Origin of the sequence: Halobacterium sp. MBLA0001, assembly GCF_049705385.1 — an archaeon.
Lineage (GTDB): Archaea > Halobacteriota > Halobacteria > Halobacteriales > Halobacteriaceae > Halobacterium > Halobacterium salinarum.
Genome location: NZ_JBNAMQ010000002.1, coordinates 23,141 through 46,045, shown reverse-complemented (window position 1 = coordinate 46,045; position 22,905 = coordinate 23,141). Strand labels below are relative to the sequence as shown.

Here is a 22,905-nt window from a genome sequence, read left to right as displayed (position 1 = left end):
TCCCAGAACTTTCTCCGGAAACGTGGGGTGCAGGATTAGGTGTACTCTTCAATAGAAGAGTGCATCCCAACATCTTCGATCATATCATCAAGAGCGGTCACCATCGTTTCCAAAGGATGGGCGAGTTCGAATTCATAGAATTGGCCGCCACCTTTCCCCTTGTTTTGGTCGTGGGTCTCAACTGCGCCAAGCATCGATAGCTCGCGGAGAAAATCACGAACACGGCGGCTGGTAAGGGAGTCAACACCAGCAAGCTGGCAAACGAGTTCATACCGCTCATAGACACCACGCGTACGAGATGGTGTCGCCCCCTCTGCTTCTAGCGTCGCAAGTGCGTATATGCAGTACTGGCTGTGTTCGTGGAGCGTCCGGATTCCCTCAATAACCTCTTCCCGCTGGACGCGATCAATACCCTGTTCAACGTGTTCTTCGCGAACGGTTTCGAGCCCTTCGTTGCGTGCTATATCGCCTGCGGCTCGGAGCAAGTCAAGTGCTTCGCGGGCGTCCCCGGACTGCCGGCGGCCGTATGCCGCACAGTGCGGGATGACGCCGTCACGGAGTGCGTCGTCCTTGAAGGCGATTTCAGCGCGTTGTCGGAGGACCTCTTGGAGTTCATTTGCGTCGTAGGTATCGAAGAAGAGTTTCTTCTGGCAGAGGCTAGATTCGACTTTCGGCGAGAGGCTACTGGCGAATGTAAGATCATTGCTGATGCCGATGACGCCGATACGGGCGTGCTCAAGTGTATTGTTTTCTCCGGCGCGAGAGAGTTGGTAGAGGATCGAGTCTTCGCCGGTTTCTGTGTGGTCGACTTCGTCGAGAACAAGAAGGACGATGTTTGTGCGGTCGGGTTTGTCGGGGTCATAGGCGAGGTTGTCAATAGCTTCCCACATACGGTTGTAGACTTCACTCGTGGAGTGACCGGATTCAGAGATCTGGTTGTGGGGTTCCCGGAGCTCGTTGGTGATTGTGATGGCGACACGATAGGACGTTGAGAGGCCGTCACAGTTGATGTGAAGACTGGAAATATTGGTGTCATCGTATTCGGCGGTATCACGTTCGAGGTTATCGAGGAGGTATCGCGTAGTGGCGGTTTTGCCAACGCCGGTTTTCCCGTAGACAAAGATGTTGTTTGGGTCTTCGCCCCAGACAGCGGGTTCGAGATAATTCGTGTATTGCTTAATTTCGGCGTCTCGGCCGACGAGGTCGTCTGGGGTATAGTGGTCAGATAGGGCGTCGCGGTCTGCAAATGGGGTGTTTCCCCGTTCGAAGAGCCGGTCGGACATGTGTACTAGGTTATTTCGGGATCCTGTAAACCTATGGGATCGACGTTTCCGCTGTTTCCGGAGATGCTACATACTCACCCCAGATTTCCGGAGTTATCGCGGTAGAGAGTATCTGAGAAAGAGCTGGAATCACCGGTAGGTTTATGATATGTTATGTATAACCAAAACCGTATTGCAGGTATAACCGAATAGATACGACATCTAAGTTGGTACTGTAGCGTTCGTATAGGATGGCACATTAATGTCTCTGCTAACTCCGGAAATCTGGGGTGTGGGGCCTACACAACAACCCTGAGTAACTCGTCATCGCATCCGTACTGGAACAAAGCAGTTAACGCGTTGGTTGTTCCGTACAGCTGTGGAAAGACGATTTAACCGGAATTAATTCTGCTATCTTCTGGCGATTTGAACGCTAACTAAGTCGTGCAGTGTGAAGCCACTACACGTAGACGGCCTTTTTCCGTGTTTCTACATAAGAGCCCATCGTCTTAACCAACAAAACTATGGATTCGTGGGTCGTGTTGGTTAACACGGAGAGAGTCGATGTCCGACGAACCCCCGACCCCACCGGCGAACCTCCCGACGGAGATCGTCGACGCCCTCAATGAAGCCACACCGGAGCATCTTCGGGACGCTGCCAGCTACGCCGAGGCGTTGGCCGAACACAAGGAGCGTGAAGCTCGTCTCGAGGAGGAAGCGGACGACGCCGACGTCGAGGAGCGCCCCGATGACCTCCCAGACGACGTGCCGGCGAAAGCGACGATCACGATCAAGGAGATCAACGACAACCGCTACTACTACTGGCAGTGGCGGGAAGGCGATTCGGTGACGTCGAAGTACAACGGGCCGGTGAATCCCGACGAGTAGACGAGATGGAACTGTATCCTGATGTTCGTTTCAACGTGATTCGGAGCGTAGCAGATGACACACCCCCAGAGTGTGAATGGGATCGGTTTACCCGACACCCCTCGGTGTGAATGGGCTACCAACCGCCGATCTCTAACGAGACTTCACGCCGAGAGAAGACAGAGCAACACGCGGATAGATTACGCCTCGTTTACCCCCACACCCCTCAGTGTGAATGGTCCACCACCCAGGGTACCGCGATTAAGAAGGCATTAACAGCAAAAGTCCTCACGCCGTAGGGAGGGTTCTCGCCTCAGTGGCGAACCTTCGGCTTCGGCATAAGGCCTCGCCTTTCAGAATACATCTACTCGGAGGACTGTTTAGACTGTAGTATAATAAAGATAACTACAACTGCGGTGCGGTGCAGTAGCGGTTTGGGTCAGCTACCGTGGCAGAACGTGTAAGCCGCTCTCCGTGCCGTACTAGGTTCTTCAGACGAACGAGCCTGCTTCCCCGACTGCCGCTCTATCTCTACAACCGTCGTATCCTATGGGGGACCATTCACACCGAGGGGTGGGGGTGTCACCATCCCATCAACGTCTGGAGTTCCGGCGTTGAGTTGATCAGTCCAGTTCGCGTACTCTCAACATCTCCTTGGAGGGAATACGACCTGAACTTCCCCTGATCTCCGCCTTCCTTCTTTTTCGATTCGAGAACTCCTGTCGTCACGTGCTTGTTCAGAAGCTCAAGCGCACGATTGTACCCCTTGGGCTCTACTTCGACGTCCCGTGCTACTGTTTGGTAAACCTCGTGAATCTCTGACGTCCGGAACCATTCTTTTTCCGGGTTATTCCGGTCAAGACGCGTGAGAGCAAACAGGAGTAATTTCCCGGACAACGGAGTCCCTTTCACCATCTCCATAAAGAGTTCAACTTCGACGAGTTCGTCAGCTTCGAGAACGTGATTCGCGGTCACGATATCGTCGCCTTCTTCGTCGGCGATCTCGCCCGCATTCCGGAACAATCGGACTGCCCGTCGAGCGTCACCGTGTTCTTCAGCTGCGAGTTCAGCCGTGGTTGGAATCACCTCGTCATCGAGGACACCGTCGTAAAATGCGTCCCGTCGATTTTCGAGGATTGCAATGAGCTGGTCTTCTTCGTACGGTGTGAACGTTCGGTGTTCTGGCTGGAGAGTCGATTGAACCCGTGACTCGATTTCTCCTTTGAATTCGATGTCGTTCGAAATCCCGATTGTAAGGACTGGGAAGTCAACGTCGTCTTTTGATTGTGACCGTGATAGCGTGTAGAGGACTTCATTCACTTCTCCGTGCTTGTCGATTTCATCGATAATGACGACAAGACCGCCAGAAAACTCCCGCTGAACAACGGGCCACAATTTCTGATCCCGATAATGCTCGGCTGAGAGGCCCTGATAGGGGACATCAAGCGGATTCTCTGCTTTCGCGTTCACCTGCTCTGCAATCTTTCGGAAGGTGGAGGTATACGTAGAGATGGGGTCTGGGTTAATGTAGGCAGTAACGATGGGGGAGTCCGTTCCTGCAGTTGCTGCTTCAAGCCGCTCGCAGACGTGTCTTGCAACTAGTGTCTTCCCCGTCCCGGTTTCGCCCCACTCCAGGACGTTATCCGGGACGCTATTTGTCCGCATTTTTCGGAGATTCTTGGCCAAGAACGTGATATGGTCGTCTCGTCCGACAATTCGATTGGCGTCAGGAACGTTATCGATCTCGAGCAACCACGGTTTCTCAAAAATATCCGATTCATCTTCGCTATCCCCCTCGTCGACATTTAATATCTCGTCGACGGTGGTTTGTGTGGAATCGTTGTTTGGCATGAGCGGACCAATTCGCCCCATTCACATATAGGTTGTCCACCCTCGGTGTGATTGATTTGCCTCCATTCACACTCTGGGGGGTGTTCCAGAGAGCAGGACCCCCCGGAGTGTGAATGGGATCGACCTCGTCGCCCACTTGTGATTTTGCTCACCTCAGAAGAGATTTGAGACTACTCATCCGTTCCGGGCTGCTGTAAACTCCGTCAGCTCCAGCTCTCGTGTCTGTGCGAGTCTCCGTCGAATGTCTGTCCGACCCCACCCGAGCGGTGAAGACACGCTCTCGACGGCTCTGACCAGCTGCGTCTCGTAGTACGAGGCGTCGTAGGTCTCGATCTCCTCGTGGGCGAGGGCGACCCGATCTCGCGAGGATTTCTCGTCGTCGACGACTACGTACTCGATATCCTGGCCCGGCTGGACTGCCAGTTCCTGCTCGCGCGCTCGCTTCAAGGCGGCCACGTTCTGGGTATTCTGTGAGTAGCCTTCCAACGGCTTCGAGACACGGTTCGCTCGACGAGCCGCTCTACTGCTACGTTGCCCGCCTGCAGTTCGTCGATTGCTCGTTCCAGCCGTCCGAGCACCGCGTCCGGTGACCGCGTGGCATCGAGCCGGTCAAGACAGTCTCGCTGGACGTCCTTGACGAAGGGTGGGGTTGAGCGCTGCCAGACTTCGATGCCTCTGATCTTGAAGTCGTTGTCGCGGCGACCTTTCCAAAGTACTGGTACACTTTCACGCTCAACAAAACACGACCTATCAGTTCCTTAATTACCCTGCTCAGCGAGTATGTGGGGTAGTTGGTCGACGACCGTGTATTCCAAATCTCGGCTGAATCCGTCTGCTTCCAGGAGGATGTCTTGAGTCACCTTTGACAGACACGCACGAACTCGATCTATTGAGTGAATGGCGGCTGAGAAAGGAACTCTGTCGATAGCGCCGAACGTGTAGTGGTGTGGGTGAGGGGTTGGATTGTAGACGAGTCGCCGAATGTATCGAGGGGGATGTCAGTCCCCAGATCCAAAGCTCACGTAGAACTCTCCACCCCGCAGCTTCTCCCAGAGGGGTTCATCATCCTCTTCAAATTTCCCGTAGTCAATGAAGTCCTGAATGTCTCTAACTGTGATGCCATTCGCACTGTTACTGCGCCACGCACGCGGGAGACTCACTAAGCGGAGCAGGTAGCGGTCTGTTGATTCACGGATTTGCTTCGGTAACTCACCCGCCAATGGTTCGGGACCTCGCCGGCGGGCCATCCGGAATTCGTTTCCGGTCAATTTGACGCGGCCATTAGTCGCTCGATCCGGTGTAACGGCCTTGACTTCGACCCGTCTCATATGTTCCGGACGCCAGTCAGAGTTCGCTTTTTCGTCCATGCCGGCGAAAGGGTCGATATAATCGAATCCGGGCCCACGCTCGTCAGAGACGTCGAACAACAGGCGGAATGCAGTCCGATACGCTGATTCATCTGGGATTGTTGCCTGTCGAAGGACCACTTCCGGCCGTTCGCCCACGATTGCTGGCTCATCTGCCTCGATATCGGCGATGGCTTCAACCGGTTTCATTCGCCAGATATCGGCGCTCCGCCATCGAGTGAGTTCCTTGAGGATTCGCTCTCGTGTTGATTGGTCTTGCGTCCGGAACTGGTTCCACGTACGCGCCAGACACAGCAGTTCGGCTTCACGCCCTCGGTCATCAGCAATCTCTGCATTTGATGTCGGGGTGCTAGATGAAGTCGATCCAATACTGGGAGCGCCCCCATCTTCAGGTGCATCCTCCAGTGTGAGAGATGAGTTAACCGCGTCATCCAGCTCGGCATCCGACGCTGACACCCACTGCATGGTGAGCTCCCGTCGCTTGGCGTGGCTCGTAGTGCCGCCACCGCCACCAGTGTCCTCACGATACCCGTTCAGTGCGTCAATAACAGTCGCGAGCGACTCGGTGGGGTTCTCGAGCGCCGTTGTGAACGCCTTGAGGAGCTTGCTGGTGTCATCGTCCTCACTTAGTGAGGCGGCGAACGTTTCGTGGCGGGTTGCGTGCCACTCGGCGACGGTCGTTATAATGGACTCGGGAATGGGCCCGTCACTTTGTTTTGGGAGTTCGATCAGCAAGCGGTCCCTGAGCGCTGTCGCCACGCGGTCGCCTGCGGGAATGCCCTCTATGACTGGTGTCAGTGGCGCCGGTGGCGCTGTTGGGTTGGCAGCTGTTTCGACGGCCAGGGCGAAGGCGGTTTCTACATCTGATTCGCTATCTGTGTACGTCGCCCAGAAGGCGTCAATTTTGGCGACGGCAGTGAGGTACTTTCGGAGGGGCTCGACGTCGCTGTCGGTCGGCCACGAATCGAGTTCATCCCAAACTTGGTGGCCTCTTAAGTCATCGTGATGAAGCTCTGAGGCGTTCTGGAGTGCTGTAGCAATATATTGGAGTCGTGCGTAGAACTCCTCCGTCGCTGCGGCCGCAATACAATGCCGGGTGACCGGTTCGGCAAGCCCCGCAGTCGTGAATGCCTCCACCCACGCATTGACGACAGTGTCCTCCGTCTCGTTCGGTGCGTTCGCCATTTTCTCCAACGTGGGTTCGACATCGTCGTCCGGATCGATATGCAACTCCGGTGGGCTTGCCGTCTCGTCGATGTTCGAAAGCAGTGTTCTTAGTGCCGCTTGAACCAGCTTGAATCGCTGTTCTCGGAGCTCAGAGAGTTCTTTGCGGACATTCTCTTTCTGTTCGGCGTAATCGTAATCAAGTGCGTAATCTGGCTTGATGAGGATGTTCTCGAAGACATCCCTAAGCGAATATTGGTCGATAACTTGGGCAAGGCCATCTGCTACGAGGTATAGCGGGATCTCTGTCGAATCGTCACTGTGCTCGTCGATTGCGCTCCGATAGATAGCGATCTGATTAGGCTTTTCCTCAGCAGTGGTTGGCGGTGACCACTGCGTTGATCGTCTCGAACTCGTACCTTCTGGGTTCTCGATAATCCCGATTGGATTGTTGATGATCGCATTAAGCTGGTTGTAGACCGATCTATGGTCGGGCTCAGATACATCTGCATCGTATGCGGCTAGCAGATAGATTATCCGGGGCTTCAGTGTGGATTTGAGATCCTCTATCGCATCTTGTTCTTGCGCTGTTGGCTCGGACTCGTCTTCGGGAACTCCGAGGTCCGGTTGTTCCGTCTCTGTTTGAATTCCAAACGGAGGTATTGGCCCATCGGGGGCACCCCCGAGCAGGTATGCAATGGCTCGTGCCTCTCGACTGGGCCGTTCGACGATCGCAATGGACTCGTCATTGGCGAACTGCTCGCGTGCATGCTGTGGGATTTGCTGCGTGTAGATTCGTAGCTCAGGCTCCTCGACTTGTGGGATGTCCTCCTCAACGTGGAGGATGAGCGAGTCGTCGGCCCATCGGACCGGGAGTCGAACGCCAGTATGCCAGATATCTCGACGAATCCACTGGCGCTTGGGTTCCTCATCAGTGAGTTTTCGACTGACTTGCGAGGTCGCCGTGAGCCGCCGTAACAATCCATAGGTGGGCACTGTATTCGACTGGGAATCCCATGTGGATTCCATCGCCGAAAGCGCTTGGTGGTCGTATGTGCGATGTGTATCGGCAACCGCACGGCTGGTTAAGAACTCGTTGAGTCGATCGGCCGCTTGGGCCGGGGTTAGTCCATCAAGCGGCCGTGCACCAAGCATTGTCGGCAGCGATGCAATGTCGACGTTCGGCAGTTCTCCATCCGAATCGAACCGCGACTCGATGCTTGCGATAATTTCGTCGAGATCGAGTCGTGGCAGATAGCTGGCCGCACCGCGTTGCTCATCGGCGGTGATCAGTGGCCTTGCTGTGTGGAGGTCCTCTGGCATCAACCCACCGGGCGGTTCCGCAGGATCGTCATCTGTATCTGGTTCCGTGACCGGCCAGAGTGCCGCATCCTGTAGTTGGACGACCCCGAGCGCTGGAATCGTGGCGTCGTGTGTATTCGGTTGGTGACTGTAATGCGTACCGTCACAGTACCAAGCAGTGTCTGTGATGGTCGCCGTGAGTTCTGGCCAGATAAGCGCCGTCGCATCCCGAACTGCCTCCCGATGACCCCGGTCAGCGTCTGGATTGAGTTCCGTGAGATGCCACCACGTTGGGATCGCCAAGTCCTTGTTGTACTCCCACTCCTCAATATCGCAGTCTAACCAATCTTTTTGACAGCTACCCGAGTGGCCGGCACTGAACGCTGGATGGTGTTCTGAGCGCCAACTAATCGTTTGGTACCGCTCCAGCAGGTCTTCGGGTGGGGAAATCGGTGGATTGGCTTCGAACTCGGGATCGGCATCCGCGAGGGACTGCACTTCCGAGAGTGATAGCGCGCCCGTACGACGGTCGTCGGTGCCTCGGCCAGGGAAGAGCCATCCCCAATCGATGTGGGGGCCGACCTGGACGCCCAGATGCAACAAGAAGTAGAGTTCCCACCGCTTGCGTTCTGCCTCTGAGAGGTCCATCTGTGCATGGATGGCCTCCCACTGCTCGTCACTGGGCGGCGCGAGGGTTGGGGTGTCCGTGGGTTCGAAGTCCTGGCGGCACTCGATTGCTGCGGCCCATCGTCGGAACTTCGCGGCCGGCTCGGCCTCACCATCATCAGTCCCGGAAAATGGATACTCGACGCCATTTTCACTTGCGAGCGAATCCGCAACGGCGCTGAATCTCTCCGCCCATTCGGGGCCGAACACCAGTCGCTCGGCTGGGAGTTGGTTGCCGTCGTCGGTCGGAAGCGGGATCGTCTGCATGTATCGTCGCTCGAGAAACGCATCGTAGTCCGTTGGGGTACCGGTGAGTGTATCATACGCGAAGACTTCCTCGACGTCGTCGAACTGCTTGTTGTGGAACGGCTGGGGGGTCACCCACTCGGCAGTTTGTCCGGCTGTGGATTGCTTGTATAGATCGGCTAGGTAGCCGACGACGTCTGGGTCGCCATTTTCGCCGCCCGAGAACCCACCCGCTTCGGCGCCGACACGGCGATAGAAAGCTGCTTGTCCTTCCAGCTCTCGGGTTCCCCAGCGTCGGTTATGCCGCTTGAGCGGGCCGACCCACTCGTTTTGATACGGAATGATATAGACCGGTAATTGTTGGGGTGGAGTGGGGAGTTCCGCCATGGATTGTTGTGACTCACCGGGCTCCTGGCGGCGGAAGACGATGCGTTCACTCCGTTGGCGGGATCCATCATCGGATTGCCCCTCGCTAGGCCTCGCGCGAACTAATCTGGTTACGGTTGCCTCCTCCGATTCAGTCGTCGATGTGCCTTCCTTGTGTTTCTCTGCCGGCAATAGGGGGACACCATGTCTACCGAGGCGGGTCGCTGCATCGACTTCTGCATCGTTTTCATCGTCGTCATCCGCATCTGCGCCGTGGCCGGCTAGCGCCTCCGCTATGGCCTCGAAGTACAGCTCTGCGTGGGTTGGCTGCTCGACAGTCACATGCCACGCATCGAACCCACCATCCGGTGTGGTTGTACTGGCTCGTTTCCAGAAGTCACAGAGGACCGTCACGAGGTCATCCTCCGATGCATCTGCTGCAATCGTCTCGATAATCGTGGTCAACCCGATCTGGGAAAGGAACCCGTTGAACTGGGATTGGTCACTCGGCCCCGATTCGGGGAGGTCGGCTTTCCACGCTTTCCCATTCGCGATGACTTCTGTAGCAGGGATCGGCGGCGCGGCATCCCGCCCACGCAATGCCTCGAAGGCTTCCAACCGCGTCGGGTCGAGCAGTGTCGCCGTCGGCTGCAACGGTTCCTGGGAGTCAGTCGGGACGATCGCGGTGTCTTGGAGTCGACTGAGGGTGTCAGCGATTCCATTTGCGAGCGATGTCTCGGCGTCAGTCTCGGCGACGTCGACGGGGGCAACAAGCCACGGCATCCACGATCGATATCCCGACGGTGGAGCGTGAGTTGCCTCGTTGCTTTGGATGAGGTCTTCGCTTACGGTCGCGATGAGCGTCGGGAGCTCCTTGAGGAGCGTCTGGTTTTTTTCAGCAGTCGCGAGATGTTGGCGATCGAAACTCACCTCGAAGGGAGCATGAATTACGAACGGGAACGGCGTCGAAGCATCCGAAATCGGGTAGTAAAGGTGGAGAGGTTCTGGCGTTGGTTCCCAATCGGCTGCCTCGGGGCGCGGCTGTTCCAGCAGGATATCTATCGTTGCCGATTCGGCGTCGATGTCGCGGTCCTCATCCGTCAACCACTGATGGACCTCTGGGGTCAGTGTCTGTGAGTATCGAAGGAACTCTCGCTCGTGGCTGGTCGTGCCGGCAGTAGTGGTCGTTTCTTCCGTGACTGTATGCGGAATTCGGGAGAGTTCGGGATCGTCGCCGATGGAAGACTGGTGGGCACTGTTGGTCTCGATAGTCACCTCCCGGCGGTCGCTAATCTCAAGAGAACCGGTTTCCTCGGTGTCGTCGCCCTCGAGTTTGAGGAAATCGACTTCGTCGAGTTCTCCAAGGAGAACCAGCGTTGACGCAGAGAGGTCGGTACACTCATCCCAGAATTGCGCTTGGGGTGTCTTGTCGCTGGACAGTCCGCCAACGTTTGCGCTTCGCCGGTTAGTCTCAAAGGCGTCGACGATATCGCGACCACTTTCGGCGAGTGCGTTTTGAACAGAATCGAGCAACCCGGTCCATTCCGGGTCATCATAATCAAGCCGGACGACTGTCTGGTAAGTGTCGGCATGGTCCTCGAGCCATTCATTGTCCGGCGTTGCGGTTGATGAAGAGGATTGACCTGTCTTGAGGAGAGCGTCAACGAGCCGGCCTGTTGCATCCGACTCCTCGCGGTCGGTACTGATGAGGAATGGGTACCGGAATAAAGAGAGTCGAGGCAAATCGGTGAGGAATTCGCTTGGCGCTGGCGGTGCCTGCTCCTCGGTCGACTCCCGCTCAGCGATGGTGTCGATATCCGGCGTTGATGGGAGTCTCGACCATGCTTCTTCATCTAGGATTTCGTCGAGAATAGACTGATACGACTCGATGACGGAACTCTCGACATCGAGTTCATTTCTGAGATTTGTCTTGAGGTAATGGTCGTACCCTGCTAACAGCATCTGGCCCGCGCGATAGCGAGAGAACTGTGCCGAGAGCTGATCGTCATCGACGACCGAATGGACGGAAAACCGCTCACTCAGCTGGAGTAACGATTTGAGACCAACCCCTTTCTCACCGATCGAGTCGCTGTTATCGAGTTTCTCCGATCGACCGAGTCCAGTGACCGCCTCGAACACATCATCATCGTGGAGTTCAAACGGCCGACCAGTGTTCGCGATGAGTAAGGATTCTGGGCCGACGATAACAGCCACTCGTCCGTCATCGTCGTGTCCGTCGCGAATCGCGTCCCGCGCATTCTGGATGAGTTCCAAAACTGTTCGACTCTCGTGCGTGGAGGCAACGACTTGATTGCCGACGCCAAGATCCGCCTCCTTGCTCCACCGGCTTTCGTTCGTTAACGCACCGAGGAGATCTTGGTGTTCAGTACGACATGATTCTCCGACCGTCTGCTTTGGGGACCCTGAGCCACTCACTGAAACTCTAAACCTGTAGCCTGTGGGGTCTTTCCCCATTTAAATAAAAGGCAGGGTCGATACGCCTTGTTGTACGAGGCCAGCTCCATACTTATTCAAAACATTAAATGAGAGGCTCTGCTCTTCGAGGAGGTCACAGTAGATGTCCTTCTCGCCCCGGTCGTCATATTAACTGATGCTGTAGATTTCATGGCAGGCAATATCTATCCAGCGCGAGACGGTTGCTACGCGGTTCAGACATCACTACAACCACGCAGCCGAATCACGCTCTCAACGGACGAACGCCAGCTGAGGAGTGCTGAACCAGACAGTAACTTTCACTCCCGTAGATCAGGAATCACAACGTTGATTTCCTTTCGTTGAATCCAAGACTCAGTGATTCATTGATCACTGTCTTCTTTTGCTAGTTCGCGGATCTTTTCCTTCGTCTCTTCGCGGTGCTCGCCGAACGCCACTTCGAAAATCCCCCGGTAGAAGTGCTTGTTCTTCTCGAGCGTGACGTCCTCTCGCTTCAACTGTTTCTTCAGCCGCGTGAATGTGACCTCGATATCCTCGCTCTGTTCCGGTTCAACGTATATTGTGGCTGAGTCCCAGTCCTCGCGGATGTTCAATGGTTCATCATCCGTTTCTGTTGCCTCCTCAGTGGGAGACTTAGTATCCGCCGAGCCAGCACCCTTCCCCTGACCTGATTGCTCTTCTGTGGCGGCTCCAGGTTCACGGTCTTGTCTCTCTGTTTCCGATGTCGCCTCTGCTGTCTCGTCGCTGCCGGCGGCTTCTTCGTCTTCTGCTTCCTCTGATGGGTCCTCAAATCGCTCGTCCATTCCTCGGGGCATACTTACACCTCCACCTGCGTTTTGTCGAACGCCCGTTCCATTGTTTCAGCAACCTCCAAGAAAAGATCGCGCTCAACTTGCTGATCGTTCGCGTCCTCCCATTCGAAAATATCGCAGCCGTTGTCCCACGCGCGCTGTATCGCTACCCGCATTGGAAGTTTGAAAATCGGCGCTAGTGATGCATATGACTCGTCAAATGCCTCTAGGAACTTCTGTGACTGACCATCGTCTCTATACATGTTTGCCAGTAGTCCCACGATTGCAATCTCGATCTGTTGGTTGTCTTCGATGGATTCCAGCTGATCCCAGAGATCGTCTAGGGCATCTCGTGATGTGGCTTGGGTTTGTGCGGCCAGGAACACGTTCTGCGCCGCGATAAACGCTGCATCCGTCAGAACCGAGAGATCTGGCGGGCAGTCGATCAAGATAAAATCGTAGTCGTAGCCGTCGTCCACCAGCTCCTCGAGAGCCACTTTCAACGAAAGACGAGCGCCTGCGTCGTCCATCCAATCCCGGGCAAGCCCCATGTCTTTGTGGCTCGGTACGAGATCGAAATTCAGGTGTTCGTAATCGTCGCTATGGATCATAATTTCTGAAAGAGTCGTGTCGTCCGTGCGCGGATTGTCGACGAGGACGTCGAGAACATTTGCGTCATCGGTCGCGAGCGTATTTGGAAGGTCGTTCTTCGGGCTTGACGGATCGTTATCATCGCCTGGCCCCAATCCCAGCCCCTTCGTCATATCGGCCTGTGGATCCATATCGATCGCGAGGACATCGTGGTCTCGAGAGGCCAGTGCTGCGGCGCTGTTTATCGTCGCCGTTGTTTTCCCAGTCCCGCCTTTCTGATTGCCGAAGGCGATCGTGGGGATACCAGTCGATGGTGTGACGCCCCAGCCACGAGGTGACTCGGTCATAGTTCGATCATTGATTCACTGATTCATAAATCTACGCCAGACATCGAATCCCGCTCTAGAAATTCTAAAGGTCCGTATTCAGGGTATAAACCGCTAACAGGCGGTTTTGGTGATGTATTTGGTGGGAATCAAAGAATCACTGATTCATTGACTCAACACATCCTGGAATCCCCGCTTTGCTGGGTCCTCGTGGAATGGTGGTTGCAACTGGCAGTTACTGAATGAGTGACTCTGTGCTTCTCGGAGTAGGTAATTCATTGAATCCCTATCTCTTGGATTCACTGATTCATTGATTCACTGACTCCATGACTCGACACATCCTATTGGATTCCAAGAATCAAGTACTCCTTAACACCCTGATTTATGGCTTCAGTCAACTGCTCCACGCACGGTGGCGCGGGGCTTGTCAGTGAACTCGGCCTCTGCCGACAGTTAGTCGGACGGGACGAATCCCCGGTTCGGCGTCACGGTTCCTGACTTCAGGGCGAGTTGACCGTCGCCCGTCCGCCGCGACGACTGTAGGCTCCGACGGATATACCGCCACCTAACATTCTTCGCTCCAACATAGTCCGCATTCGCTGTCGCACCACACTTCTCGCACTCGAACTCCGCCTGCCTGACGCGATTGCCTTCGCTAGTGTGTCCACACTCGGGACACCGCCGACTCGTGTTCTCCGGATCAACGTACTCCACACAGATGCCTTCCGCGTCAGCCTTGTACTCCACGAGGTCAACGAGCTGGCGGTGCGCCCACTGGTGGAACTCTTTCACCGGCGGCGCACGTTCCCTGATGTGTCTCAGGTTCTCAAAGGTGATGTACTCGCAGTTATGCTCCAGTGCTTCTTCGATGATGTCGTTGGCCACGCGGTGCAGGACATCACGGACGTATCGGGACTCCCTACCGCTCATCTGCTGAATCGTGCGGTGTGCGGATTGTGTACAGTCTGCTGGAGGTTGCCACGTATCCGCTCGAATTCCCGATGGCGGTGTCGAAGTTCCCTGCCGGACGCGAAGTACGCCGTACTGGTGGTGGCAATGTTGACGATACCGAGGTCAACGCCGAGAACTGTCCTGTCCTCGTCGTCGCCCTGTTGTTCGACCTGTTTCTCGGGCTTCGGTTTGCGAAAGCCGAGATGCAGGTAGTAGTCGCCATCACGCCGAGAAAGCGTGGATTCGGTGACCTCCCAGTCCTCATCGTTGAGGTACTGGTGTTGGTAGCCACCTTCGTCGTCCGGCAACGCAAGATCACACCGAATACGGTCGTCGACCGTGGAAAGTGAGACTGTTCCGTCGTCGAATATCGTCATCGTCCGGGTGTCGTATTTCACTGTCTCGGCGGTGAACTCCGGACGTGATGTCTTGTACTCCTCGTCCAGTTCTTTGATTTCTTCGACGCCGGAGAGTGCGGCTGCGGCTTGGTGGGTGGCGAGGATTGCGTGCTGACTCCCGAGACGCGTTTCCTCTCGCACATCGCCGTAGGCGAGGTCTTGGAGGTACGTCTTCCGCGTTTCACCGTGTTCCCATCCGATCTGGCTGCTGGTGTTGCAGGCAGTTTGCCACTCGTTGATAGTGGCATCAAGCAGTTGCTTCTGCTCGTGGGTGAGGATGGGGCGAGTGATTGCGGTGCGTCTCAGGTAGTCGTCTGCCACGAGTTTCAATAGAGAGTAAAGGTACTTAATAGTTGGTAGGTTTGTGGCAGCGGGCGTCGGCTTCCTCCCCGCCCACGGTGGGGCGGGGAATCCGCCTTGCTACCTAGTTTGAGAGGGTGTCATAGAACGGCTCTCACACAACCTATGTGAGTACCCTGATTCGATAAGTACAGGTGAACTACTTACCGCTGGTTCTATCGACCCGGCTCAGAATATGTCGATAACAGCACCAAGGGCAAAACCGATCCCCAATGCGAGCGTTGAGTAAAGGGCTTGTTTACTGGTAGCACGAAAAATACCGGAAAGCATTATTCCGATTGAGCAACCGAAGAGAAGGCCGTGAACTGCTGTCTCATCACTTCCGACCGGCCCTGATGGTGCCATGACTTCAACGAGAATTATGCCCATGAAGCCGAGTAGAAAGAGGGCTCCATCTCGTCGTATGTTCCGTTCCTGCCGCTCAATCATACGTCACTGTTGGGAGAATACTTGAATAGTCTTTGTCACTCGTATGAGGGTGTCATAGAACGATTACCACACCAAAGAGCAGGGTGAATGCTGAGATGGTATGGCCTCAGCGACCCTGCAAGATGATCCTTCGGTAGAGACGTTCTTCAATGTCGCGGAGACCGAGACGCTAGCGCTGTTTGAGCACCTCTCCTTCGAGTTTCTCGAAGAGTTCGACGTGTTCGCCCCGGCGCAGACGGGGCGAACACGAGAGCACGAACCACCAGAGCTGATGCGTGGCTTCCTCCACTGCTACTACAAGGACATCTATGGAATTCGTCCAGTTGAACGAGAGCTTCGGAACACGGTTGTCTGGCTGAGCTGTGGCTTCGATCGACCGCCGTCGAGAGACGCGGTCGATCGCTTTCTCACCGACCTCGAACACGTCGTCGACGAAGTCTTTGACCGACTCGTCGAGCAGGCCGCCGTCCGCGGCCTGCTCGACTTGACCTACTGTATCGATTCAACGGACGTGAGGGCGATGCCTGCCGATCAAGACGCGTCGAAGTGCTACGATCCAACCGACGACGAGTACTACTACGGCTACGGCTGTACGATCGTCTCGACCGGGCAAAAGATCCCAATCGCGGCGGAGTTCACAGAGAGTAAACAAGCGCCAGAGGAGACGGCGATGCGCGTCACGCGTGACGCGCTCGCCGTCGCCAAGCCGATCTGGATGGTCGGTGACAGCGCCTACGACACGCTCGACTGGCACGACCACCTGCTGGCCGCAGGGGTCGTGCCAGTCGCGCCGTACAACGCGCGAAACACTGACGACCCGAAAGACATCGAGTACAGGGTCGAAGACCGCATCACCGAACACGGCGAGGACGTGCAGCTGAAGCAGTCCACGTTGGATGAGACGTACAACCGCCGTACTGGAGTCGAACGAACCAACGAATCAGTGAAGGACTGCGGCCTCGGGCGAACGCACGCCCGAGGCCGCGTCCACGCACGGGCGCAGGTGTTTGTTGCCCTGTGCCTTCGCCTCGTCGTCGCTATCACCAACTACGAACGTGGAGACAATCCGGGAAGTACGATCATCACAGTGTGAGAAGAGTTCTATGACACCCTCACTCGTATTGTTAAGTTCGCAGACCTACTTATCGGCCAATTCACCGTAGAAGTGGATGTAATCAACACTATGAGAAGACTTCTATGACACCCTTACAGAGGCTTAACAGCCACCACAAGCGAGGCGACCGAAGGATGGGACCCTCACACGGGTCCCGACTGACGGAGCCGAGCGCACGCCCCCGAGCGGAGCGACGGGGGCATTCGTGATGCGGTAGCGGTTCAATGCGCACTCGTAGATCTCATCGTCTTTCCAGCCATGATCGGCCCGAGACAGCTATCTTAACCAACACTCGGCGGCAAATGAGAACTCGTGTTGGTTAATACGTCTCAGAAAATCTGAGGACGCTATTCAGCAACTGACACCCGCCGTTAGCCGTTACAACCTGCAAACGGTGGATAGACGGATTTGTGCAGTAGATGGGTATTTCGAGTGTACAGTGCCAGGACTGGCAATTTAGATTCAGCATACACAACGACTTTTACCCTCGGGTGAAATGTCCGACTCATGACCCGGCCGCAGAAGGATAGCACTCCAGACCAAGCGGAAATCACTGACGACAGTGCAATACCCGATGTAGACGGCGAATCTGGTGCTGACAGTGAGACTGCTACGGAATCAGATTATGGATCTGCCGAGACTGACCCTGATTCGGACACAGAAGAGGGGAGCAGTACTAGCGGATTGAATGAGACGATTCGGGATCGCGTCGAGAGCCAACTGAACGAGAAGGATTCGACGACGTCAGTGTTTGCCAATAAGGACCTCGTTCACCCGGATACGATCATTGACGCCAATCGCATCGTTGGTCGCGACGAGCAGCTAGATCGGATCATCGAACTACTCCTCCCCGCAGTGAAGGGAGGGCGGCAAGACAATATTCTCCAATTCGGCCCCTCTGGAACGGGCAAATCCCTCATCATCAACGCGACTGCCGAGGAGGTCGCGACGCTCTGTGAGAATCGCGGTGTCGACTTCGGCGTCATTCGCATCAACTGCCAGCGGATCAGCTCCGAGGATAAAGCCGTCTACGCGATGCTGCAGGACGTGTCTGAGAAGACCGGTGCTGAGGTCGGCATCAAAAAACAGGGAACGGCAACCTCAGACAAGTACGACCGCCTCTACGAGATCGTCAATGAACGCTTCGAGGCGATCCTATTCATCCTGGACGAGATCGACTATCTCACCGGGAATAGCAACGACGACGAGCCGGATTACTCTCGACTGCTCTATCAACTCTCACGCGCTACCGCCGAGGGCGACATCGAAGGCCGGTCAGCAGTCGCTGCACTCACCAACGACACCCAGTTGATACAGAAATTGGATGGGCGGACAGCCAGTTCGTTCAATCCAGATAACGTCGTGTTCCCCGACTACGACGCCACCCAGATTCGAGCCATCCTCGAGCATCGAGAAGATGCGTTCCGTGATGGCGTACTCTCCGGCGATGTGATACCGCTTGCCGCCGCGTTCGCTGCTCAAGACGAGGGTGACGCTCGGAAGGCAATCGACTTGCTCAGAAAGGCAGGTGAGATGGCCGACCGCGAAGGAAGCGGGACCGTCGAGGAGCGCCATGTTCGAACTGCACAGGGGAAACTCGACGTCGACCAAGCACAGAAGACGATCAACGGGCTCTCCGCGCAGAAAAAATACACTCTGTACGCCTTGACGTCGGTCGCTGTTCACGCGACTCGTTCACTCGATTCGATCCCCGGTCCAGTCGCCTATGAGGTCTACAGCTACGTGACCGAGAGCATCGATGCGGTCACGAAATCGGACGATTCCTTCCGACGGTATGCAAAGGAATTAGCGTCGTACAACATCATCTCGAAGGATCGGAGCGGCCGCGGGCGCGGACGTGGTGTTCACAACGAGTACGCCTTCGCTATCGATCCCGAGACTGTCGAAGAGACGATTGAGCGGGACAGCCGGATAACTGAGATCGAACAGGATTCCCTCCAGCTTGTCGTGGAATCCCAGCTCGACGAATTCAATAGCACGTGACATCCTCTCCGCCGTAAACGGCGGGGCTTCCCACGACAGTGGGATTCCGGCTGTGCCGTAGGTTTCAGCCCGAGTAGGCCGCGAGCGTCATCTGCGAGTATTTCTCGCTCGTCTCCCGGTAGACTGTGGCGCTGTCACAGGCGCTCCCGTTCCGAGGCGAGTCATCGCGTTCCGGTTCCCAAGGAACGCTCTCTCCCCACGGATCTACGCGACTGGCGATATTCGCCGCCGCGTTGATGTCTGCTTGGAACTCAGTTACGTGACAGTCGTCGTTCGTACACTCGAACTCCGCTTGTGAATTACGAGATCCAATGTGTCCGCATTCATGGCACGTCTGGCTTGTATAGCGCGGGTTCACGTACTCGACCGGGACACCGGCCTCGGTGGCCTTATCTTCGACCCGGCCTTGAAGCCGAGCGAACGCCCATGCGTGAAGGCGTCGGTTCATGTACTCCCCGTAGTCCAAGTTCTCGCGGATGAAGGACAAGTCCTCCATCACAATCACGGGATCGTCGAACTGTCGGGCGTACTCGACGGCTTTTCGAGACGCCTTCTCGACGATATCTGTCAGCGCGTTCTGATAGTGGTTGAATCGTTCACCGATCCGCCACTCGGCAGCGTCGCGCTCTTGGAGCCGCCGGAGTGTCGTGAACATCTCTTTGCGAAGTGCTCGAGCACGACTGCCACTCTCGAGCATCGGCTTCGTCGGCGTGTTCCGCTTGAGGGCACAGCCCGTAATCAACGTAGATTCGCCGATATCGAACCCGATGTACGTCTCGTCACCGTCCATCTCGGGTTCTTCGACCGAGTACGTGACGGTAATGTGCAACACCCAGCTACTCCGGTTCTGCTGGAGCCGGATCTGTCCGGCCTTGGCACCCTCGTTGAGGAGATCGTGCCACAACGATTCTTGCTCGGGGTTGATTCGCAGCGGAATCCAGAAGTTCGTCCCGTAGCCCGGCAGGGGCACGTTCCAGCAAATCTCGTGGTGGCGAGATTCATCGCGGTCGAACTTCGCGGCTTGATTTGTGAGCCGGATCGGGTGTTCGTCGTCTAACTCGCTGGCGTTGTACGTTTTTCGGAGCTTCGGGACGTAGCTGCACAGTGCAGCCTTCGCCTGGTAAGGCAGGTCGAACGGCGTTACTACGTCGGACACGCCGTTCATCGTATCCGCACCGGAGTCGAACGCATCGTGCAACGCCTCGCGGTAGGTGGAGAGAAGGCGACGGAGACGTACCGCCTTCCCCTCCGTCGGTGGGGCAAGTGTCGCCTCGAGAGTTTTCGTCACCTCCCCTGCCATACCACACGATACACATCCTACACACTTTTTGGTTCCGATGCTGTAGAACCGTCTGTGAACCGAAGAAACGTTACAATCCGGGAAGAGCAAGACGAATGGATCCGGGAGAATCATATCAACCTGTCGAGCCTCGTCAGAGAGTGTATCGACGAACGTATGGAATCCAGTTCCGCCGATTAACGGCGGTTTCGTAGTCGAGTGACGCGATTCACGCCTGCCCTTTGGGGCAAGATTCTTCACTGTTTAAAAGATGAGACTGGTCGAGGCGGTACGTGGCCACCCCCCGTTTGCTGATTGTATACTGTGAGAGGCCCCATGTGCAGAATGTATTCTCTCGATCTGGGGTCCGAGCATCATCGACGAACGTCTGACAGACGTCATCCCCCCATTTGCTGATTGTATCTCGCCACAGCAGAGGAAGTCGGAGGGTATTCTCAGAGACATCGAGGTCGTTCTCGCATCACCCATCGAGGAAATATTCAATAGACCAGCCGTAACAGCCCAGAGCGGCTGTTGAGAACTGGAATCTTCCCAAGCGAACAGTCGCAACCCACCCTCTCCCCCCATTTACTGATTGTATCTCACGAAAAGGCGGGTGGGGTTGAGAGGAGAATCACGACAAGAATCACTAAAACCGGGAAAATCGCGCTTATAGACTTTGAGATAGCTGATTTGGTGAATATCTGCAATTAGGTTTGTAGATAGAAGGTTTTATGTAAAGGGGCTAGTAACAGTATCCGTAATACAGCAAGAGCGTAATGGAAAGAAAGATATAATTTCTATATGAAGAGGAATGGCTTCGGAACTGTTCTTCGTCTTTATCTCCTCTAAACGTCTTCTAACAGTTGATCTCGACATTTTGGTCATTCTCGATGTTAGGATGTCCCCGACCCTTTCTCAAGATACATTCCGCAAATGGGGGGAGGGGGAGCAATACAATCAGCGTACGTGTTTAGCCCCAGTGAATTTCGGCACTGTCTCGTAGCAGGCGACCAATCGGGGAGATATGCACCCTCAGCAAGGGCTAATTGAACTTCTTCAGGGATGGTCTCCGCTCGGAAACCATCCCGGTGACCCTGCTGAGGTAACGCTGAGGTGGTCATAGTGGATAGGGATGACCTCAGCAAAGACGAACTTCTCTCACGGTTTCTCCAAATGGAAGAGCGAATCGACGAGTTGGAGGAGAAACTCGAGCAGAAGGACGAACGAATCGAAGAACTCGAAACACGTCTTCGCAAATACGAGAATCCACATACACCGCCTAGTAAGCGACGGTCGGGGACTGACGAGTCCCCGACCTCTCAAGACGACGAAGACGACGATGTCCGAACTGACGGCGGCACCCCCGGACGAAAAGACGGTCACGACCCGGAGTGGCGTTCTACAACTGATCCCGACGAAGAAATCGAAGTCACCTGTGACTGTTGTCCTGAGTGTGGCGACCACTTCGACGAGTCGGTGGGCGTCAGCCCCCGACTCGTCGAGGAGATCCCTGATCCGCAGCCCCCAGAAATCACCCGGTACAACCGCCACTACTACCAGTGCGATTCCTGTGGAACAGAGACAGTTGCGGCTCACCCCGACTGCCCCGATGAGGGGCAGTTCGGGGTGAACGTCATCGCTCAATCAGCTCTGTCACGGTACGATCACCGCCTTCCCTACCGGAAAATCGCTGACCGCTTCGAGCAACTGCATGAACTCGAACTCTCGGGTGCATCCGCGTGGCACGCGACCGAGCGCGCTGCGCGCGCCGGTCGCTGTGAGTACGAGCAGATCCGTCGAGAGATCCAAGATGCCGACGTGGTCCACATCGACGAAACAGGCATCAAACGTGACGGTGAGCAGGCGTGGATTTGGACGTTCAAGACCGCTCAGCATACGTTATACGCGGTGAGAGAGAGTCGCGGGAGTGATGTTCCCGCGGAAGTCCTCGGCGAGGACTTCGCGGGAACGGTCATCTGTGACGGGTGGACGGCGTACCCAGCTTTCAGCAGCAACCTCCAGCGGTGTTGGGCGCATATTCTTCGAGAGGCTGAAGACGCCGCCGAAAAGCAGGCAGAAGGTGAACCGATCTACCACGCTCTCAGACAGGTGTACGTCGCTCTCCAGGCCCGGCTGGAGAGCGACCCAAGTCCTCGTGAGAGAGCAGACCTCCAGCGTGTGGCGCGAAGAGAGCTTGAATCGCTGATTGAACGGTCAGTACCCGACGGACCAGTGGCAACACTGCTCGGGAAGATCGAAGGAGGTCTTGACCACTGGCTCACCTTCGTCGGTGAGCCAGCGGTCTCTCCGACAAACAATGCCGCAGAGAACGCGCTTCGTGAGCCAGTAGTTCTCCGGAAAATCATCGGAACGCTCCGCAATGACCGAGGAATGTTCGTTCACGAGACGGTCTTGTCCCTGCTGGCGACGTGGCGCCAGCAGGGACGCAATCCATACGAAGAGCTTCGTCGAGTCGTCAGCAGCAATGAGATGCTCTCACGGGCTCACGCTGTGCCGGCTGTCGAGACCTCGGGGTAAACACGTACCAATCAGCAAAGCAGTCGCTATATTCTCTCCTGCTCAACGTTACCCCACGCCAGCGATCTATGATTGAATGCGTGGGGTAACTACAGGGAGAACCATTCGAGGATATCTGGAGCAATCAAGACTCTTGGTTCGCGTTCACCGGTGCGATATACTCGTTTTTCCAGGAGTCGCCGTCACGCCATTGCCAGTAAAAGTAGTGATAGCCCGGCTTTGTCTCTTTAATCGTGATGTAGGCTCCACCAGCTGGGACATCATCGTAGTTTGCTGGATCAGTCGAGACGTCTCGTTCCTCGAGCTCGTTCTGTTGGGCCTCGCTGATCGATTCCTCTTCCTGGTTTTGATCAGCCATACGCTCGCGTTCGGCGTGTTTCCAAGCCGCCAGCTTCGTGGCATACGTTGCAATCGCATCGAGTCGATCGGGCGACTGCTTGTCCAGTGGTTCGAGAATATAGTTCGGTAGCTCTGGCGCTTGCGGTTCTGTTGTGGGCGGCTCTAAGGATCCGTCCATAGTTACCCCACGTCTCGCTTTGAGTATCAATCTGTGGGGTAACTCAGACGGCAAGAGAC

Annotated in this window: 12 protein-coding genes and 2 pseudogenes; 4 read left to right on the top strand and 10 right to left on the bottom strand. The window is 55.8% G+C overall.

Features of this window, described 5'->3' with window-relative positions; genetic code table 11:
- Positions 1 to 35 precede the first annotated feature (35 nt).
- On the bottom strand, positions 36 to 1,283 hold the full coding sequence (locus ACOZ32_RS00250; protein WP_285265656.1) for a Cdc6/Cdc18 family protein: 1,248 nt from the start codon (positions 1,281 to 1,283) through the stop codon (positions 36 to 38).
- 543 nt (positions 1,284 to 1,826) lie between these two features.
- On the opposite strand from ACOZ32_RS00250, the gene ACOZ32_RS00245 reads away from it, so the two are divergent.
- Positions 1,827 to 2,150 (top strand): hypothetical protein, encoded by a 324-nt coding sequence (locus ACOZ32_RS00245; protein ID WP_424334762.1) that lies wholly within the window; start codon positions 1,827 to 1,829, stop codon positions 2,148 to 2,150.
- A 561-nt stretch (positions 2,151 to 2,711) separates the two neighbouring features.
- Here ACOZ32_RS00245 and ACOZ32_RS00240 read toward each other — a convergent pair.
- The 7 genes and pseudogenes from ACOZ32_RS00240 to ACOZ32_RS00210 form a co-directional block, all read right to left on the bottom strand.
- Entirely contained in the window at positions 2,712 to 3,980 is a 1,269-nt protein-coding gene (locus ACOZ32_RS00240) for an orc1/cdc6 family replication initiation protein (RefSeq protein WP_074878724.1), read from the bottom strand.
- Positions 3,981 to 4,154: 174 nt separating this feature from the next.
- A pseudogene (locus ACOZ32_RS00235) lies at positions 4,155 to 4,698 on the bottom strand (DNA polymerase domain-containing protein); the annotation flags it as partial.
- Positions 4,699 to 4,978: 280 nt separating this feature from the next.
- Positions 4,979 to 11,566, bottom strand: coding sequence for a sacsin N-terminal ATP-binding-like domain-containing protein (locus ACOZ32_RS00230; RefSeq protein ID WP_424334761.1), 6,588 nt, complete (start codon positions 11,564 to 11,566; stop codon positions 4,979 to 4,981).
- A gap of 341 nt (positions 11,567 to 11,907) precedes the next feature.
- Positions 11,908 to 12,348, bottom strand: a complete 441-nt coding sequence (locus tag ACOZ32_RS00225; protein ID WP_285265488.1) for a hypothetical protein — start codon at positions 12,346 to 12,348, stop codon at positions 11,908 to 11,910.
- Between the two features lie 14 nt (positions 12,349 to 12,362).
- Positions 12,363 to 13,274, bottom strand: a complete 912-nt coding sequence (locus ACOZ32_RS00220) for a ParA family protein (protein ID WP_285265487.1) — start codon at positions 13,272 to 13,274, stop codon at positions 12,363 to 12,365.
- A gap of 432 nt (positions 13,275 to 13,706) precedes the next feature.
- Positions 13,707 to 14,923: pseudogene (locus ACOZ32_RS00215) on the bottom strand (RNA-guided endonuclease InsQ/TnpB family protein).
- A gap of 207 nt (positions 14,924 to 15,130) precedes the next feature.
- Positions 15,131 to 15,391, bottom strand: a complete 261-nt coding sequence (locus ACOZ32_RS00210) for a hypothetical protein (protein ID WP_232590569.1) — start codon at positions 15,389 to 15,391, stop codon at positions 15,131 to 15,133.
- Between the two features lie 100 nt (positions 15,392 to 15,491).
- Here ACOZ32_RS00210 and ACOZ32_RS00205 point away from each other — a divergent pair, with 100 nt between their 5' ends.
- Both ACOZ32_RS00205 and ACOZ32_RS00200 read left to right on the top strand, forming a co-directional pair.
- Positions 15,492 to 16,484, top strand: coding sequence for a transposase (locus ACOZ32_RS00205; RefSeq protein ID WP_424334760.1), 993 nt, complete (start codon positions 15,492 to 15,494; stop codon positions 16,482 to 16,484).
- Between the two features lie 528 nt (positions 16,485 to 17,012).
- Positions 17,013 to 18,509 carry an AAA family ATPase gene (locus ACOZ32_RS00200; RefSeq protein WP_232590570.1) on the top strand — a complete coding sequence of 499 codons (1,497 nt, stop codon included), beginning with the start codon at positions 17,013 to 17,015 and terminating at the stop codon, positions 18,507 to 18,509.
- Positions 18,510 to 18,573: 64 nt separating this feature from the next.
- On the opposite strand, the gene ACOZ32_RS00195 is transcribed toward ACOZ32_RS00200, so the two are convergent.
- Entirely contained in the window at positions 18,574 to 19,809 is a 1,236-nt protein-coding gene (locus ACOZ32_RS00195; protein WP_424334774.1) for an RNA-guided endonuclease TnpB family protein, read from the bottom strand.
- Positions 19,810 to 20,964: 1,155 nt separating this feature from the next.
- Between ACOZ32_RS00195 and ACOZ32_RS00190 the strand changes: the two genes are divergently transcribed.
- Complete coding sequence (locus ACOZ32_RS00190) at positions 20,965 to 22,329, top strand: IS66-like element ISH10 family transposase (RefSeq protein ID WP_010890436.1); 1,365 nt, start codon at positions 20,965 to 20,967, stop codon at positions 22,327 to 22,329.
- A 124-nt stretch (positions 22,330 to 22,453) separates the two neighbouring features.
- Here ACOZ32_RS00190 and ACOZ32_RS00185 read toward each other — a convergent pair whose 3' ends face one another.
- Entirely contained in the window at positions 22,454 to 22,846 is a 393-nt protein-coding gene (locus ACOZ32_RS00185; protein ID WP_285265547.1) for a hypothetical protein, read from the bottom strand.
- Positions 22,847 to 22,905: the final 59 nt, after the last annotated feature.

What these genes read in the sequence shown, in the direction of transcription:
- ACOZ32_RS00250 (WP_285265656.1), bottom strand. Translation starts at nt 1,283, where the DNA reads ATGTCCGACCGGCTCTTCGAACGGGGAAACACCCCATTTGCAGACCGC.
- ACOZ32_RS00245 (WP_424334762.1), top strand. Translation starts at nt 1,827, where the DNA reads ATGTCCGACGAACCCCCGACCCCACCGGCGAACCTCCCGACGGAGATC.
- ACOZ32_RS00240 (WP_074878724.1), bottom strand. Translation starts at nt 3,980, where the DNA reads ATGCCAAACAACGATTCCACACAAACCACCGTCGACGAGATATTAAAT.
- ACOZ32_RS00230 (WP_424334761.1), bottom strand. Translation starts at nt 11,566, where the DNA reads ATGGGGAAAGACCCCACAGGCTACAGGTTTAGAGTTTCAGTGAGTGGC.
- ACOZ32_RS00225 (WP_285265488.1), bottom strand. Translation starts at nt 12,348, where the DNA reads ATGGACGAGCGATTTGAGGACCCATCAGAGGAAGCAGAAGACGAAGAA.
- ACOZ32_RS00220 (WP_285265487.1), bottom strand. Translation starts at nt 13,274, where the DNA reads ATGACCGAGTCACCTCGTGGCTGGGGCGTCACACCATCGACTGGTATC.
- ACOZ32_RS00210 (WP_232590569.1), bottom strand. Translation starts at nt 15,391, where the DNA reads ATGATTGAGCGGCAGGAACGGAACATACGACGAGATGGAGCCCTCTTT.
- ACOZ32_RS00205 (WP_424334760.1), top strand. Translation starts at nt 15,492, where the DNA reads ATGGCCTCAGCGACCCTGCAAGATGATCCTTCGGTAGAGACGTTCTTC.
- ACOZ32_RS00200 (WP_232590570.1), top strand. Translation starts at nt 17,013, where the DNA reads ATGACCCGGCCGCAGAAGGATAGCACTCCAGACCAAGCGGAAATCACT.
- ACOZ32_RS00195 (WP_424334774.1), bottom strand. Translation starts at nt 19,809, where the DNA reads ATGGCAGGGGAGGTGACGAAAACTCTCGAGGCGACACTTGCCCCACCG.
- ACOZ32_RS00190 (WP_010890436.1), top strand. Translation starts at nt 20,965, where the DNA reads ATGGAAGAGCGAATCGACGAGTTGGAGGAGAAACTCGAGCAGAAGGAC.
- ACOZ32_RS00185 (WP_285265547.1), bottom strand. Translation starts at nt 22,846, where the DNA reads ATGGACGGATCCTTAGAGCCGCCCACAACAGAACCGCAAGCGCCAGAG.